Annotated in this window: 15 protein-coding genes; 11 read left to right on the plus strand and 4 right to left on the minus strand. The window is 30.9% G+C overall.

What is annotated here, in order from left to right; genetic code table 11:
* The first annotated feature begins 145 nt into the window (after positions 1-145).
* Positions 146-325 carry a hypothetical protein gene (locus tag EI427_RS00565; protein ID WP_126610696.1) on the plus strand — a complete coding sequence of 60 codons (180 nt, stop codon included), beginning with the start codon at positions 146-148 and terminating at the stop codon, positions 323-325.
* A 68-nt stretch (positions 326-393) separates the two neighbouring features.
* Here the strand turns inward: EI427_RS00565 and EI427_RS00570 are convergent, their stop codons facing one another.
* Together EI427_RS00570 and EI427_RS26215 are read right to left on the minus strand one after the other, a co-directional pair.
* Complete coding sequence (locus EI427_RS00570; protein WP_126610697.1) at positions 394-624, minus strand: hypothetical protein; 231 nt, start codon at positions 622-624, stop codon at positions 394-396.
* A complete protein-coding gene (locus EI427_RS26215; protein ID WP_126610698.1) occupies positions 614-802 on the minus strand; it encodes a DUF6132 family protein in 189 nt (62 codons plus the stop codon). Before EI427_RS26215 ends, EI427_RS00570 begins: the two co-directional genes overlap by 11 nt.
* 101 nt (positions 803-903) lie before the next feature.
* On the opposite strand from EI427_RS26215, the gene EI427_RS00580 reads away from it, so the two are divergent.
* The 5 genes from EI427_RS00580 (at position 904) to EI427_RS00600 (ending at position 5,919) form a co-directional block, all read left to right on the plus strand.
* A complete protein-coding gene (locus EI427_RS00580) occupies positions 904-1,881 on the plus strand; it encodes a helix-turn-helix transcriptional regulator (protein ID WP_126610700.1) in 978 nt (325 codons plus the stop codon).
* 582 nt (positions 1,882-2,463) lie between these two features.
* Positions 2,464-3,819 (plus strand): alpha-L-fucosidase, encoded by a 1,356-nt coding sequence (locus EI427_RS00585; protein WP_126610701.1) that lies wholly within the window; start codon positions 2,464-2,466, stop codon positions 3,817-3,819.
* 101 nt (positions 3,820-3,920) lie between these two features.
* The gene (locus tag EI427_RS00590) at positions 3,921-4,493 is read left to right on the plus strand and encodes a Crp/Fnr family transcriptional regulator (protein ID WP_126610702.1); all 573 of its coding nucleotides are present in this window, start codon (positions 3,921-3,923) and stop codon (positions 4,491-4,493) included.
* Between the two features lie 167 nt (positions 4,494-4,660).
* Positions 4,661-5,350: a type 1 glutamine amidotransferase domain-containing protein gene (locus EI427_RS00595; protein WP_240655385.1), complete on the plus strand. Its 690-nt coding sequence runs from the start codon at positions 4,661-4,663 to the stop codon at positions 5,348-5,350.
* Between the two features lie 167 nt (positions 5,351-5,517).
* Positions 5,518-5,919, plus strand: coding sequence for a hypothetical protein (locus EI427_RS00600; RefSeq protein ID WP_126610704.1), 402 nt, complete (start codon positions 5,518-5,520; stop codon positions 5,917-5,919).
* Between the two features lie 71 nt (positions 5,920-5,990).
* Here the strand turns inward: EI427_RS00600 and EI427_RS00605 are convergent, their stop codons facing one another.
* Together EI427_RS00605 and EI427_RS00610 are read right to left on the minus strand one after the other, a co-directional pair.
* A complete protein-coding gene (locus EI427_RS00605; RefSeq protein ID WP_126610706.1) occupies positions 5,991-7,223 on the minus strand; it encodes a hypothetical protein in 1,233 nt (410 codons plus the stop codon).
* A 130-nt stretch (positions 7,224-7,353) separates the two neighbouring features.
* Complete coding sequence (locus EI427_RS00610) at positions 7,354-9,408, minus strand: M13 family metallopeptidase (RefSeq protein WP_126610708.1); 2,055 nt, start codon at positions 9,406-9,408, stop codon at positions 7,354-7,356.
* Between the two features lie 500 nt (positions 9,409-9,908).
* On the opposite strand from EI427_RS00610, the gene EI427_RS00615 reads away from it, so the two are divergent.
* From EI427_RS00615 to EI427_RS00635, 5 genes are all read left to right on the plus strand, one after another.
* Positions 9,909-11,486 carry a SulP family inorganic anion transporter gene (locus EI427_RS00615; RefSeq protein ID WP_126610709.1) on the plus strand — a complete coding sequence of 526 codons (1,578 nt, stop codon included), beginning with the start codon at positions 9,909-9,911 and terminating at the stop codon, positions 11,484-11,486.
* A gap of 360 nt (positions 11,487-11,846) precedes the next feature.
* The gene (locus EI427_RS00620) at positions 11,847-12,413 is read left to right on the plus strand and encodes a helix-turn-helix domain-containing protein (protein WP_126610710.1); all 567 of its coding nucleotides are present in this window, start codon (positions 11,847-11,849) and stop codon (positions 12,411-12,413) included.
* Between the two features lie 401 nt (positions 12,414-12,814).
* Positions 12,815-13,975 carry an alpha/beta hydrolase-fold protein gene (locus tag EI427_RS00625; protein ID WP_126610711.1) on the plus strand — a complete coding sequence of 387 codons (1,161 nt, stop codon included), beginning with the start codon at positions 12,815-12,817 and terminating at the stop codon, positions 13,973-13,975.
* A 223-nt stretch (positions 13,976-14,198) separates the two neighbouring features.
* Complete coding sequence (locus tag EI427_RS00630) at positions 14,199-14,987, plus strand: ApaLI family restriction endonuclease (protein ID WP_126610712.1); 789 nt, start codon at positions 14,199-14,201, stop codon at positions 14,985-14,987.
* Positions 14,980-16,155: a DNA-methyltransferase gene (locus EI427_RS00635; RefSeq protein ID WP_126610713.1), complete on the plus strand. Its 1,176-nt coding sequence runs from the start codon at positions 14,980-14,982 to the stop codon at positions 16,153-16,155. Before EI427_RS00630 ends, EI427_RS00635 begins: the two co-directional genes overlap by 8 nt.
* Positions 16,156-16,432: the final 277 nt, after the last annotated feature.

Genomic DNA, 16,432 nt, shown 5'->3' on the forward strand with positions numbered 1-16,432 from the left:
ATTTGGTCTTTTTTAGGTATATTCTGACCCTATTTCGGAAATCGGGAGGTGATTTATTAGCGTTATATAGATTGTAATCAGAAAATAACTTGTTGATTATCTGATTCTAAAATTGAAAAACACTAATATTTAAAATACTACAATTATGAAAAAGTTTATCTTACCAATGCTATTAGGAATGTTCTTATTTTCATGTAATGAAAGCAACGATGAAGTTGAACCGATAGATCCAGGTTATGAAAACCCTGCAGAACCAGTAGACCCAGGTTATGATAATCCAGGTGTTGATCCAGAATACGGTAATCCTGGTAATGAAACGTACTAGATTTAGAGTAATCTAATATAAAATATATAGAGGTTGATTAGAGCAATAAAAGCTTTAATCAACCTTTTTTACTTTTCTTCTTTTTGTGAAGTATTACATTCACCTCCACAACACGATGCACTAGATTGGCAACCTAATTTAAAAATACCCATTGCTGTAAAATATCCTCCTAGAAGAATTCCAACAATTTCTTTATCCATAACAGAAGGAATTAGAATGGCCAAGCTTAAGATTAACCACAAAATTCTAGTAAGTGTCCATCCGTGTAGCAAATCGCTATTAAATAATTTATTTATCATTTTTTTTATGTGAAAATACGCTTCCTATTAATCCTCCATATAAAACAGAGATAATAGGATTAGACGTAATGGGGCAGGTGCCACTTGTACAACCAATGTAAAAGTAATACATATAACCGAGAATTGATCCTATCAATAACCCAATAAAAGTTCTCTTATATCTAATAATGAAATTCATGATGTATATTGTGAGTAGTAAAACTAGAGTATTCAGATTAAAAACTATGTGATAATTATTACATTGAAAGAATACTTATTAATGATTAAACTTAATTCTACTTGAAAAAATATTCTTTTAAAGGCAAATCTCTAAGAGATCTATATGTATCTTTTACAAAAGATTTTAATGGTACATGGACCGATGATACATTAAAAATAGATGACGATGAGGTAAAAATGGATATCTCTTATTATCAAGATATTTTTGGAATTACTGTTGCCGTTAATGAAATAGTTTTTAGAGATGATGTAATCATCGAACTTGCACAAGATGAAGAACCAACATTGCTGGCTCGTTTTGTAGTCGACTCAGAACTTACATTGCCAAGTGCACAAGATGGACAGATTTCTTTAGGGCCTAAACACAAAAAAGGAGCAATTCTTTGCAATACCTACCATCCAATAGTTTTTGAATTAAAGAAAGATCAAAAATTAAAATGGATTTCGATCAGGGTACCTTTTTCGGAGTGGGATAAAATAACGAAGAATAGATTTTCTCATTTAGATACACTTTTTAGAAGTAAAGACCCTTGGTTGGTTACCACTGCAATCAATACATCTATGGAGAAATGTATTGATGAAATTTTTGGATATAAGGATGTCGATTTTGGAAAAATAGCCTTTACATTATCTAAAAGTATAGAGCTGAGTTATCTTTTTTTAGTGGAGTTAATGAAAGAGGGGAAAGAAAGCGAGAAATTGACTTTGATGAGGCCTGATTATGATATTATCATGACAATTAAGAAACAACTTTCTGAGAACTTAGTAAACCCACCTAAAATTGATGATTTAACAAAGCAATATGGCGTTAGTACAACTAAACTAAGAAGCAATTTTAAACAAGTTGTAGGTATGCCTATTCATCAATATATAATGCAACAACGTTATGTTAAAGCCTATCAGAAAGTAAGGAATACTACAGAACCAATAACATCTATAGCATTAGATTTAGGGTTTAGCAATACGGCTCATTTTTCTGATGGGTTTAAAAAATACTTTAATATCACTCCTTCTAAACTTAGAAACGATGTAAAATAAAAAAGTATTTAATGGCGTTTTTTGAAACTAGAATGTTCTTTTTTGAAAGTAACTTAAAATAAAAAGACGCACATTTGTAGTATAGAAAGCAACAATAAAAGTATTTAAAATTAGCCCATTAAAAATGAGATGATAGTGCTAGGCTAATCTTAATTAGTACTAGCTAAACAATTAAAAATGAGATTAAAAGACTAGCAAATTAAAAATGAGCTAAAGTGGTATACTAAAAGTGTATCACTTTTTTTTATGCTTTTTTTTCGAAGTGACAGCTCTTTTTAATCAGAAAATGATAAATAATACAGCGATTAGAATTGTTTATAATGTTATGAAATAATATGACGTTTTTCGAAACTAGAATGTTTTTTTTTGAAATAGTAGTAGTAATTTTTCTACCATATTTACATTATCAATAGTAAAAAAACATTAATCTTATAAGTTAGTAATAAGACAAAACCATCTCTTTTTGAGGGATGGTTTTTTTATTTATAAATCATTAACAAGCAGAACATATAAAGTCATCTTTTACTGTTTTAATTTTTGTTTGATTTACACTTATAAAAACCTAATTAATCAAATACTTAAATGAAAAAAAATATACTAGCACTGTTATTTACTTTATTATCAATTTCAATTTTTGCACAAGAAGCTAAAACTACCGATGAAAGAATGGAATGGTTCAAAGATGCAAAATTAGGTGTCTTTATTCATTGGGGGTATTATGGAGTAAATGGAATTAGTGAGTCTTGGTCAATGTATCATCAAAAGATTACTTGGCAAGATTACATGCAGCAAGGAGAAAAGTTTACTGCAGAAAAATACGATCCAGAAGCGTGGGCGAAATTATTTAAAAGTATAGGAGCAGATTACGTAGTAATGACGTCTAAACACCATGATGGTCTGGCATTATGGGACTCAAAATACAGTAAACTAGATGCCAAAGATCATGCGGCAGCAGGTAGAGATTTATATACTCCTTTTGTAAATGCAGTAAGAGGAGAGGATATGAAAGTTGGTGTCTACTACTCTTTATGCGATTGGTCTCACCCAGATTATTCTCCAATTACATTTCCGAGAGATGAAAAAGCATTAAGAAAATTATATCCTCAAGGAAAAACGGAAAAGTATTTAACTGCTTGGCAACGTTTTCAAAAATTTAATATGAACCAGATGGGTGAATTATTTGATAATTATACGCCAGATTTAGTGTGGTTTGATGGAGATTGGGAACATAAAGCAGATGAATGGCCATCGAGGGTAATCAAGGATTCTTTATTGTCTTGGAACCCAAATGTAATTGTAAATTCTCGCCTAAATCAATATGGTGATTACAATACACCAGAGCAAGACCCTCCAATCATGACGCCTGATAGACCTTGGGAATTATGCATGACAATGAATACAAGTTGGGGATATTTTCCTACGGATACAGAATACAAATCATCTAAATATATTGTAGAAACTTTTGTAGAAACAATTGCAAAAGGAGGAAACCTACTCTTAAACATTGGCCCTAAACCTAACGGAGAAATTGCAGAAGAGCAAAAACAAAGATTAGAAGATTTAGGAAGATGGATTACTAAACACGACGAAGCGGTACACGGTACGGTAGCAGGTATGGAATATGGACATTATTTTGGACCAACTACTTTGTCGGAAGACCGCACGATTATTTACTTATATAATTTCCAGAACCCAAGTGAATTTACCTCTTTAAAAGGTGTAAAAAATAAGGTGAAGAAAATTCGAGTTGTCGGTTCAGATAAAGAATTAGATTATAAAGTAATCGATTCTGCACCATGGAACGAAATACCAGGTATTATTCAAATTTTTACTCCTAAAGATATCGCAGACGAATACGCAACCGTAATTGCTGTAGAATTAGAAGGGGAATTAGAGCTGTATAGAGGTATTGGTCATGCTGTAGAAATGAACGATTAATAAGATACAAGTAGCAACTACTTAAAGGTAGCTTAGATTAAGGTCGGGTAGCGAAAGTTATCTGGCCTTTTTAATTCATTTTAAATAGTTATTTTCGGTGTATGGACGCTATTAAACAAATATTTGAAGGCTTAGAATTTACAGAAGAGGAACTTCTATTTATCGGAAAGAGGAGTACTAAGATAGCTCTTAAAAAAGGTGATGTAGTATTATCTAAAGGTGGTCTGGCATTGTCTCAGTTTTATGTATTAGAGGGTTGTTTACGATCTTACTTTATTGATAGTCACGAAAAAGACCATACCGTTCAGTTTGCAATTCATGATTGGTGGATAAGTGATTATACTGCCTTTTTTGAAAGTAGTAGGGCTGTTTTAACCATTGAAAGTTTACAGAATACCACGGTTTTAGAATTTACAAGAACTGCTCAACAAGAAATTTTTGATGAAATACCTAAAGTAGAACGTTTTTTTAGAGAAAAGATGGAACATAGTTTTGGTGCTTTTCAGAAAAGAATTATCAATAATTTATCAAAAACAGCGAAGGATAAGTACAACGATTTTTTGCAAACTCATGCACAAATAGAAAAGCATATCAAGAATTACCACATTGCTTCTTACTTAGGTATAACCACGGAGAGTTTAAGTAGAATTAGAAGAGAGATTGCTAGAGGATAGTGTTTTCTTACCATAGATCAATTTTTAAAATGAATTAAATTATTGAGTTTTGTGTTGTCAAAAAATATAGAGAAATGCTCAACTTAAAATATTTATTCATTGGTGTATTATCTGCTCTTATGTTTACAGCATGCGGAACTGATAATTCATCACAATCAAAAGAAACTATGGGAAGTGCAAAAAAAGTTTTATTCGTTTTAACAAGTCATGATCAACTAGGAAACACTGGAGAAAAAACAGGTTTCTGGGTAGAAGAATTTGCCTCTCCCTATTACTTTTTAAAAGATAAAGGTGTAGAAATTACTTTAGCATCTCCAAAAGGTGGACAGCCTCCTTTCGATCCTAAAAGTGATGCCCCAGAATCGCAAACGGAATCTACAAAACGTTTTAAAGCAGATAAAGATGCAGTTGCTCAAATGGCAAGTACATTAAAATTATCTACGGTAAATGAAGCAGATTATGATGCTGTTTTCTATCCAGGTGGACACGGTCCGTTATGGGATTTAGCAACGGATAAAAATTCTATTGCTTTAATAGAAGCATTTTATAATGCAGGTAAGCCTGTATCTGCAGTTTGCCATGCACCTGCAATTTTTAAAGATACAAAAGCACAAGATGGAACTCCTTTGGTTAAAGGGAAAAAAGTTACTGGATTTTCAGACTCAGAAGAAGATGCAGTACAGTTAACTGATATTGTGCCTTTCTTAGTAGAAGATATGCTAAAAGAAAATGGTGGGATATATTCTAAAGGGGATGATTGGACTCCTTATGCAGTAGAAGATGGCTTGTTAATTACAGGTCAGAATCCAGCATCTTCTGAGTTAGTAGCAGAAAAATTATTAGAGAAGTTAAACTAAGTAGACCGTTTATCTTTTTATAAGTAAAGTGGTATTACAATTAACCTACGGGTTGATGGTAATACCACTTTTTGTTTTTATAGCATATTTAGACTGGGGGCTATAGTGATATTTTCCCCTTTTAGATATAAAGAAATAGAAACAATGATGAACTTAAAACAGATAATATGAAAACTACCATAAAACTCCTTTCGATAATAATCTCACTTTTATTTATACATACAGCTTTTGCTAAAAGAATAAAAGAACCTGCAGCCGAAGATGTTGCAAAAATGGAATTAATGAATAAGTTTAACCAAGAATTTTCGATTGGTGAAGCCACTTATAAAGGCAGTACTGTTCACGTAGAAGTAGAATTAAAAGAACTTGCTCTACAATTAGGATGGACACCTACAATGTTTAATGAATATAGCTCTACGGAAGATGGTAAAGCCACTTACCAACAATTTTGTGAATTTATTAAACAAGCACATACTGATTCGTTCCTAGAAGCAGGTTTTAATCAAGTAGAAATTAGATTAGTGTATTTAGATGAAATAAAAGATATTTATGCATCTCCTTTACAATAGATTTGAAATAAAAAAACAGGCTATACAATTTTAAAAATGTATAGCCTGTTTTTTAATTTATTAGTGTTTGATTAAATTACCAATTGTGTTACCCAATCTTCACTTATATCAGATGTGCTGATTTCATTTCCATCAACATCATAAAATGTTTTCGTTCCAATGTAGTAATTACCACCTTCTTCATTATGTTTAATCTCAAATTCAACATTATAAAGTGTTGAACCGTCTACATTCATTACTTTTTCTTTCGTCTTTTTTAAACTAAGATTGTGGTATTCCATAATTTGAGATTTACCTACGAGTTCTATATTATCAATAGTACCATAATAGATTTCTTTAAATTCAATACGACCATTATTACCAGTCAAAAATGTGGTAGTATATTGAAAATCTCCATCTGCAAAATCATAGAAGTACCTTTTAGTGCTTTTTAAATCTGAAAGGGTGACACCATAAACATTTACATAAGATGGTTTATCATTTTTATTAAAACCATTCATTATTAAATTATTTCCTTGGTATTTCATCTTTTTATAGAAATCTAATTTACCATCAATAAGATAATGCTCTTCAATAATTCTATCCTTTTTATCATAGGTATATTCTGTAGAAAAGGTCGATTCATTGTTAAACGTTTTTGTGTACCGAACGACCTTATTATCTGCAAAAGAAAAAGTATAAGTTGTAATATCTTCCTTCTTCTGTTGTTCATCATTTATAGACCAATATGAAACCTTGGTACATTTTATAATTTGATTTTTTGAATTATACTGATAAGTCTCTGTTTCACTGTCATTTTCCTGCTTAACAATTTGTCCTTTATCATTAAAAAATAAATTGATTTTGAATTCGTATACACCTTTTCTATTAAATGTTATTGTTGATAAATACCCTAAATTATCGTAAGTATATAATAAGGTAATAGGTGCACTTGTATCGAAAATTACTTTATCCTCTACCGAGGAAGTGATAATACCTTCTGTATTATAATTATGTTTAAATATCTTTTTTTGACTATTAAAAGAACCAAAACCTTTATCCGTAATAATTGTGGATTGAATTTTACCGTTCGTAATTACATTGGTATAGTTCGATTCCCAGTTATAATAAGTGATAAAAAAACATTGTTGAAAAGATGTTGAAAATTTACTTTGATTGAAAATAGAACCATCGCCTATGTCAATATTTAGGTTATCGAGTTGCTGAATAGGTTCTTCGTTTTTAGTTGAATTGCAACTATTGATCAAAAATAATATAGTTAGTAAGAAAATGATTGATCTTATTAAGTTTAGAGAGTTGTTCATGTTGGTATTAGGTTGGTTATTTATATAACTAGTATGTTTTGTAAATATCGTATTACAAACTCAAATAAAAAACATCACCTCAATAGTTGAGATGATGCTTTTCTTCTACTTTATAAATTGGTTTGATAATCTACCAAACTTTTGCTCTATTTTCAGGAGCAACAAACATAGAATCAGTTGCTTGAACGTTGAACGCTTCGTAGAAAGGATCAAAATCTGATAAAGGACCCGTTGCTCTGTATTGACCAGGCGAGTGAGGGTCTGTCATGATTTGATTTCTTAAAGCTTCTTCTCTAGATTTAGTTCTCCAAATAGTAGCCCATGATAAGAAGAAACGTTGTTCTTGCGTAAACCCGTCTATCATACCTGGCTTTTCTTTTTGTAGAGATAAGTAATGTTGTAAACCATCATAAGCAACGGCAACACCACCAATATCAGCAATATTTTCTCCTAAAGTAAGTTCACCATTAATGTGTAAACCTTCAATTGGTTCGTAAGCATTGTATTGCTCAACAACCATTTTTGTTTTACCAGAAAAAGTTTCACCATCTTCTTTAGTCCACCAATCTTTCATTTCGCCATGTGCATCAAATCTTCTTCCAGAATCATCAAAACCATGTGAAATTTCGTGACCAATTACAGCACCAATACCACCATAATTTACAGCTTCATCAGCTTTGTAATTATAGAAAGGAGGCTGAAGAATTGCGGCAGGGAATACAATCTCATTATAAAGAGGGTTGTAATATGCATTTACCGTTTGCGGAGTCATACCCCATTTAGTTCTATCTACAGGCTTACCAAATTCGGCCATGTTTTTATTGAACTCTAAAATACTTGAATTAACAAGGTTTTGGAAGTAATTATCTTTTGATACTTCTAGTTTCTCATAAGTTTCCCATTTATCAGGGTAGCCAATTTTAACCGTAAAGCTTTGTAATTTTTCTAGTGCTTTCGTTTTAGTATCAGCACTCATCCAATCCAAATTTTTAATACGTCCAGCAAAAGCTTCCTTGATGTTATTAACCATCTTATCTGCTTTTATTTTAGCTTCTTCAGGGAATTCTTTTTCTACATAGAGCTTACCTAATGCAAAACCAACAGTACTGTTTGTTGTACCTAAAACACGTTTCCAACGCGGTCTATTTGCTTCTAAACCACGCATTTTCTTCCCGTAGAAATCAAAACCTTCGTTTACAAAATCACTACTTAAATAAGGAGCAGCCTCATGAATTACATGCCATTTTAAATACTCTTTAATTGTTTGTAAAGATGTTTTTGCTAAAATGTTATCAAGGTGTTCAAAGTAAGGCAAATGATTAACAATAATCGTATCAGCAGGAACATTAATACTTTGTAAGTACTTTTTCCAATTGATAGATTTTGTCATTTTTTGCAATTGAGCAACTGTCACAGGATTGTACTGACTTCTTGGGTCTCTTTCCTCAACAGGAGTCATGTTATATTCTGCAAGCGTGTTTTCAAAATCAAAAACATCTTTAGCAGCTTTTTTAGCATTTTTAGTACCTACCAACTCGAACATATTTTCTATATGCTGTACATATAATGCTCTTTTTTCTACTGAAGCAGAATCTTGTTTAGTATAAAAATCTTTGTTTGGTAACCCTAATCCATCATATCCAAGGTATAAAGATTGTTTATTACTGTCTTTAAGATCTTGAAATACACCAGGTCCAAAAATTGCAGAAGTTTGGCTTTTGTGTAAATCTACTAAAACCTTTTGAAGGTCTTTTTTAGATTTCATTCCATCAATCATACTTAAATATGGTTTGATAGGGTTTACACCTAGCTTTTCAATAGAAACAGAGTCCATACCACTTTGGTACATATACACTGCTTTCATTTGGTCGCTACCTTCTTTTAGATTTCCAGAGGCAATTGCTTCGTTTAAGACCTCTAATGTAGCTTTTTCGTTTCTCTCACGAAGCTCATCAAAACTACCCCAACGACCTCTATCTGCAGGGATTTCGGCTTTTTTCATCCATCCACCATTGGCATAATCATAAAAATTATCGCCTGGCTTAATGGAAGTATCCATGTTAGAAAGGTCGATAGCTTTTTCTGAAGAGGTGTCAGATTCTTGCTTTTGTGTTCCACAACTTGTTGCTAGTAATGTACCAACTCCAAGTGCAACACTAAGCGTTCTTGTTAATAAAAAATTCATGTTTATCGTATTTATATGTTCTGCAAAGCTATAATAAATAAACATTTTACAAGTTTGATTTTTAAAATTATTGTGGAATAAAACCTTATAAAAGGAAAAGAAGATCTATTTAACTAGAAAAGATATAATTTTGAATACTTTATAAGTAATTGATTTTTAAATGATTAATATGTGCTATTCTCTAGAAAATAAAAAATTGTTATCTGATAGCTAATGCAACAAAAAGGAACTAATTTTTGTTATTAATTCAGTTAGTGAATGCGAGAATATAATTTTCAATCAATAAATTATTGAAAACCTTATGTTTGAAGTGTGAAATGTACTATTTTTAGATATAATTAAAACAACACCCTTACCTTAATTAATAATAAATCAATAACTTAATCGTGATTATCTCTTTAATATTAGAACTTTCATTTAAGAAGAGATAAAGCTCTCCAAAACTGATTATTCTGAAAATAACTAGGTATCTCAGTTACTAGCACAAAATAAACACTGTGATGAAGCAACAACAAAATTTTTTAGCAAATCTAAGATACGACCTTCCTGCAAGTGTAGTAGTATTTTTAGTAGCAATGCCCCTATGTTTAGGAATTGCTTTAGCATCTGGCGCTCCGTTATTTTCGGGTATAATTGCCGGAATGATAGGCGGTATAGTTGTATCATTAATTAGTGGATCGCAACTTGGCGTAAGTGGTCCGGCTGCTGGTTTGGCTGTTATTGTGCTTAATGCCATCAATGATTTAGGTGCATTCGAAAATTTTTTACTTGCAGTAGTAATTGCAGGTGTAATTCAGATTATACTCGGTATTGTAAAGGCAGGAGTAATAGGATATTACTTTCCATCTTCTGTAATTAAAGGTATGCTTTCTGGTATTGGTTTATTAATCTTTTTAAAGCAATTACCACATGCAGTTGGGTACGATGCAGACCCAGAAGGCGATTTCTCTTTCTTTCAGGTAGATGGCCATAATACTTTAAGTGAACTTTGGTATATGTGGGATGCCGTTACACCAGGTGCAATGGTTATTACAGCATTGTCTTTAATTATATTGATATCATGGGATAAGCCTTTTATCAAAAAGACATTTTTATCTAATATACCAGGTCCGTTGTTAGTTGTAAGTTTAGGTATTGGATTAAATCTATTTTTTGATTCAATTCCAGTTTTAGATATCACTTCAGAACATTTAGTAACAATTCCTGTAGCAACATCAGCATCAGAATTTCTAAATCAGTTTACTACACCAAACTTTGCGGCATTTACCGAACCTAAAATATATGTAGTAGCCTTAACATTGGCTGTAGTTGGTAGTTTAGAAACACTTTTATCTGTAGAAGCAACAGATAAATTAGACCCAATGAAAAGAGTAACACCCACAAACAGAGAATTAATAGCTCAGGGAATTGGAAATATGTGTTCTGGATTAATTGGAGGATTACCTGTAACGCAAGTAATTGTACGCTCATCTGCTAATATTCAATCTGGAGGTAGATCTAAAGCATCTGCATTTTTCCATGGTATTTTACTTTTGGTTTGTGTAATGATTATTCCATCGGTATTAAACCTTATACCATTAGCAAGTTTAGCTGCTATTCTTCTAGTTATTGGTTATAAACTCACAAACCCTAAACAGTTTGTTCAGCTTTATAAAAAAGATATGTCTTTATTCTTACCTTTTATTGTAACTATTTTAGGTATTGTTTTTACAGATTTATTAAGAGGTATCGGGCTAGGTATGGCAGTAGGTATAATTAATATTTTATGGAATAACTTTAAAATACCATATCATTTAGACCCTGATAATATTAAGGATAATGAACCAATAATTATTCAGTTGGCAGAAGATGTTAGTTTCTTAAACAAGGCTAGTATTCTGAGAACATTTAATAAGTTACCTGATAATACTCATGTTATTATTGATGCTACAAAAAATCATTCAATACACCCTGACGTTTTAGAAATAATTGAAGATTTTGAATTAAATGCAAAAACAAGAGATATAAAAGTGGAGTTGAAAGGCTTTGAGGAAGTTGAAAAATACGACCCAGTGAAGCAATTCCATAAATTATTTTAATCGATAAAGTAAAGGCTACCTCAGTAAATGAGAGTAGCCTTTTTTATTGCTTCAATTAATACCTAGAGTAGTGTTAGTAATGAACAATAAGAATATTATTTTTTAACTCAATAATTAATAAATGTTATAAAATAAAGTAGAATAGAAACTTATTTCTTGAAAAAGACGAATATATTATTATTCATAAACCTTAAGTACTAAGACAAAATTATATAACAGTAATTCCTATTCTTTTTAGTGTTGTACTCACAAAAAAGAATTAATTATGAGTTATTTTGGGCTTACTACTTAGAGTAAATAAAAACTACTATTTCTGTGTCATCCTTTAGAGGACTAATTTAATAATCTAGATGTAAGCCTATGAGAAACCTTAATTTCAGACAACGTGTTTTAATAGAAACCTGTGTAAAACAAAATTACTCCTTTGCTTTTATTGGCCGTTTAATTGGCGTTGCTTCATCTACAATATCTCGTGAGATAAAACGTAATACAGCCGTTGATGAAAAATATTGTGCTCATTTAGCCCATAGGCTAGCCTATGCTAGAAAAATTGTAGCAGGCAGCCAAAGAAAAAGCCGTTATGTATTTTTTTATAGGAAAAAGAAATACGTTTTGTACGCAGACCGCAGAGAAATAGTTTGGTATAGTGATTCTAAAACACAAAGAAAAGAGTATCCAGATAGTATACCTTACAGATGGGTAAAAAGGCGGTTTAAACCCGTAAAATTCTACCAAGAAAGATTAGGTTTACGTCCTATGTTTCATTTCAAAGATTTCTGGCACCTACTTGATGAACTCTTAGCACACAATCAGCGTAAAATTGCTTTTAATAAGAGAACTCAAATTTCTATTAACCAATCAATCACAACACCATCTTCTTCAACTTTCGAAATAGTTTCTACAAAAGAAATCAAGAAGGTCGCCTAGCGCCCAATTATTTAAAAGTGATACAAACAGTTCCTACTTCTTACAAATTCATTCCTTTCCACATCAAAAAATAGTACTAATCCACACACAAAACCGTTCATTGGTTTATTTTTTTGTCCAATTTTTAAAATTAGAGAAGAGCGTTGCAATTGCTCACGATTTACTTTCAAAAAACATATTGAAATCGATCACAAATTCTAAAAAATATTCTCTAGATATTTTGATTTACATCACTTTATTAACAACTTACGATAGTTAATAAACAGACTCTTCAAAAGACTAAAACTATATTTTTTCCTTATAAGAATACTCTATTAACAATTGGATAAACGCAAAAAATATAAACGGTAATACGTTTGTATATTGTTGTGTGTAATTTAAAAAAATGAAACCTACGAAATATGATGAAAAAAATAATTTATACAATTCTAATAACTTTTTGTACAAGTATAATATTCGGACAAAATATTGCCAAAGTTGAAAATGTAAAAATACAATCACAAGCATTAAATCAAGAAAGAGAAATTCTAATTTATACTCCAGTCGGTTATGATTGGAGGGTTAATGAATATTTTAATGTGATTTATGTTTTTGATTGTCAAAGCAGAGAGTTTTTTGATTATACAAGCTCTATGATTTCCTTTTTGACTGATAATGCAAAATCTTTTATTATTGTTGGAATAACTTCACCATATAATGAGAAACTTGATTACGCAAGAAATAATGATTTATTACCTGTTTTAGAAACAAAAAAATCAATCAACAGGTATGGAAAATATTCAGGGAATGCTGATAATTTCTTTGATTTTGTAGGTACAGAAGTAATACCTTATGTTGATTCAACCTATAGAACATTAAACAAGAGAGTATCAATTGGTCACTCATTAAGTGCTTCATTTGTTTTGTATTCATTCACCAAAAATCCAGATTTGTTTGACAATTATATTGCAATTTCGCCTAACCTTGCCTATGACAATGATAAATTAGCCAATCAAATAGTTAATTTCGACTATTCAAAAATAAATAGACCAATATTCCTATATCTAAGTAACGCCAATGAAGGAATAGATTATTGGCAAGAATGGAAACCAGCTAGAGACAAAGTGTATTCTTTTTTCAATTATACATTAGAGAACAAGAATATTAAGGTTAAAATCGGAGAATTTCCAGAAAATAATCATTGGAATACATTTCCCCCGAGCTTAAGTAAATCATTGGAGTTTTACTTTAAAGAAATATACAACATACAAGAGAAACAATTAAGTAAAAAAGAGTATGATGTAACAATAAAAGTTAAAGTCCTTAACAAAAAGGAATCAATTTATATAACAGGAAATCAAGACAATTTAGGGAATTGGAATCCAAAGGAAATCAAAATGAATAAAATTTCTGATTTAGAAAGAGAAGTAAAAATAAAACTAAAGAGTCCAGCTCAATTTAAATTTACAAGAGGAAATTGGGATACAGAAGCTGAAGTGATTGGAACTTATGGGAATATTACAATAAAACCTGAAAAACAATCAAAATTTGAGTTTGAAATTGAAAATTATTTTGATAAATGACAATAACTACACACAACAATAAATATACGTAATGCGGAGCAATTTAGTTAATTTGAACATTAAAGCATTTAGTAAACAGTTTAGTAGTTTGACAGTGAAGTGCCTTGAAACTCCGTGCTACGTATATTCAACCCGTTAGGCAGCATGCAAACAATACTCCAACTAAAGATTTTTAGTCACAAGAAAAATGATTAAATTCGCTGTTTAAAAAAGGAAATAAATTATGATCAAAATAGAACGATTAAAAAAAGCAGAACTAGTAAGCTACTGCGAAGAAATAGGAATCAATACATCAGGTAAAAGTAAAGATATTTTGATAGAAGAAGCTGTTGAATATGGAAATAATGAAATAAATAAAGCTATTAAAAACGGTAATGGTTTAAGCTTGCTTACTAAAAAGATTGAAGCTCTTGCAGAAGATTATTCCTCTAACCTTGATATTAAGATTCAGGGAAGAAAGGAAGAGATGAAAGCTGATGATAATTCACATTATTTAATCTATAGAGTGCTTGGTATAAGTCAAGAAGAAGGGAGATTGATTGATGAATATCAAAATACAGGTCGTTTTTTGTATAAATATGCAGGTTCATTTCTTGAAGAAGCTGCAACTATATGTCTTAAATTCAATAATACTTCAGGAAGTAAAACCTTAGTAAAAAATAATCAAGGGACTAGACCTAAAACCTTTGAGATAGATTTTCTTGATAATAACGATGCTATCGAAATTAAATGGCGTGATGCAACAACAGATGGAGATCATATAACTAAAGAGCATACGAGAGTTAAAGCAATTGAAAGTTATGGATATACTCCTATTAGAGTAATGTTTTATTATCCTCAAAGAGAACAAGCGAAAAAAATACAAGAAACGCTAAAAACTATCTATGATGGTGTAAATGGTAAGTATTTTGCAGGAGATGATGCTTGGAATTTTATTGCTGAGCATAGTGGGTACGATTTGAAAAAAATACTAGTAGATATTGCAAACAAAAGGACACCAATAGATGAATAAAATAGTAAAAGGGAATTGCATAGATATTCTTTTAGAATTAGATTCTGATTCTGTAGATTTAATATATTTTGACCCTCCATTTTATACGCAAAAAAAACACTCTTTGCGTGCAAAAAATGAGAAAAAATATGAGTTCTCAGATAGCTGGGATTCAATAGATGATTATTTAAGTGTAATAGAAAAATGTTTAACTGAATGTAAACGTGTTTTAAAGAGCACTGGTTCTGTGTTTTTACATTGTGATAAAGCTGCATCTCATTATATTAGAGTAGTTTTAGATAAGGTATTGGGTGTTAAAAATTTTCAAAGTGAGATAATATGGACTTATAAGCGTTGGTCAAATTCAAAAAAAGGGTTGCTAAATTCACATCAAAATATTTATTTCTATTCTAAAGGTAAAGATTTTAAATTTAATCAGTTTTATACAGATTACTCTGCAACAACAAATGTAGACCAAATTTTACAAGATAGAAAGAGAACAAGTACTGGTAAATCGACCTACAAGACAGATGAGAATGGTGAAGTTGTTTTAGGGAAAGCGAAAAAAGGGGTTCCATTATCGGATACTTGGGAGATTCCATATTTAAACCCCAAAGCAAAGGAGCGTGTAGGCTATCCTACACAAAAACCTGTTCTTCTTTTAAAAGAAATAATTAAGCTATGTACAGATAAAGGGGATTTAGTTGTTGACCCATTTTGTGGAAGTGGAACAACTTGTGTAGCCTCTAAATTACTTGAAAGAAACTATATAGGAATTGATATTTCTGAGGATGCTGTTCAACTTGCTAATGATCGTTTAGAGAAAATGATTGTTACAGATTCTAATTTATTGAAGAAAGGTTCATCTAGTTATATTGAGAAATCAGAGGAAGATATAAGCTTGTTGAATACTATAGGTGCTATTCCTGTTCAAAGAAATTCAGGAATAGATGGATTCTTAAAAGATCATTTTGAGGGTAAACCTGTTCCAGTTAAAATTCAAAACAGAAATGAAACGCTTGAAGATACTATTGAAAAATTAGAAAAAGCATCCAGAAATAAGAAATATAATTTGAAGATAGTTGTACAGACTAAAAGTGAAAATGAAAACTCACGATTGTTTGAATTTAAAACAGATGTGAAAATTATAAAATCAAATAAACTCTTAATCGATGAGTTAAGAAGATAAAGTACGCTACCTAATAATTAGGGCTTAGATTGGCTTGAAAGGCCAAAATTTAAGCCCTAGTTGAACAAAGGCGTTGTTTGATTGAAATACATTTCCTGTAGGAGGAAGTTAGGATAGACTTTTCATTTTCATGAGAGGTCTTTTTTAATGCATAGTTTTTTTTGAGATAACGATAATCTCATTTTCTTCTTCATTTATTACTTTTTTAAGAAGATTAGATTCCCCAACTTAATGAGAAATTAGTATTTTCATTAAGTTGGGGGTGTATGCCTCTAGG

It is taken from the genome of Flammeovirga pectinis, assembly GCF_003970675.1.
GTDB lineage: Bacteria > Bacteroidota > Bacteroidia > Cytophagales > Flammeovirgaceae > Flammeovirga > Flammeovirga pectinis.

Bases quoted from the DNA above. Each gene is read 5' to 3' on its own strand.
- EI427_RS00565 (WP_126610696.1), top strand. From the start codon at position 146: ATGAAAAAGTTTATCTTACCAATGCTATTAGGAATGTTCTTATTTTCA.
- EI427_RS00570 (WP_126610697.1), bottom strand. From the start codon at position 624: ATGATAAATAAATTATTTAATAGCGATTTGCTACACGGATGGACACTT.
- EI427_RS26215 (WP_126610698.1), bottom strand. From the start codon at position 802: ATGAATTTCATTATTAGATATAAGAGAACTTTTATTGGGTTATTGATA.
- EI427_RS00585 (WP_126610701.1), top strand. From the start codon at position 2,464: ATGAAAAAAAATATACTAGCACTGTTATTTACTTTATTATCAATTTCA.
- EI427_RS00590 (WP_126610702.1), top strand. From the start codon at position 3,921: ATGGACGCTATTAAACAAATATTTGAAGGCTTAGAATTTACAGAAGAG.
- EI427_RS00595 (WP_240655385.1), top strand. From the start codon at position 4,661: ATGGGAAGTGCAAAAAAAGTTTTATTCGTTTTAACAAGTCATGATCAA.
- EI427_RS00600 (WP_126610704.1), top strand. From the start codon at position 5,518: ATGAAAACTACCATAAAACTCCTTTCGATAATAATCTCACTTTTATTT.
- EI427_RS00605 (WP_126610706.1), bottom strand. From the start codon at position 7,223: ATGAACAACTCTCTAAACTTAATAAGATCAATCATTTTCTTACTAACT.
- EI427_RS00610 (WP_126610708.1), bottom strand. From the start codon at position 9,408: ATGAATTTTTTATTAACAAGAACGCTTAGTGTTGCACTTGGAGTTGGT.
- EI427_RS00615 (WP_126610709.1), top strand. From the start codon at position 9,909: ATGAAGCAACAACAAAATTTTTTAGCAAATCTAAGATACGACCTTCCT.
- EI427_RS00620 (WP_126610710.1), top strand. From the start codon at position 11,847: ATGAGAAACCTTAATTTCAGACAACGTGTTTTAATAGAAACCTGTGTA.
- EI427_RS00625 (WP_126610711.1), top strand. From the start codon at position 12,815: ATGATGAAAAAAATAATTTATACAATTCTAATAACTTTTTGTACAAGT.
- EI427_RS00630 (WP_126610712.1), top strand. From the start codon at position 14,199: ATGATCAAAATAGAACGATTAAAAAAAGCAGAACTAGTAAGCTACTGC.
- EI427_RS00635 (WP_126610713.1), top strand. From the start codon at position 14,980: ATGAATAAAATAGTAAAAGGGAATTGCATAGATATTCTTTTAGAATTA.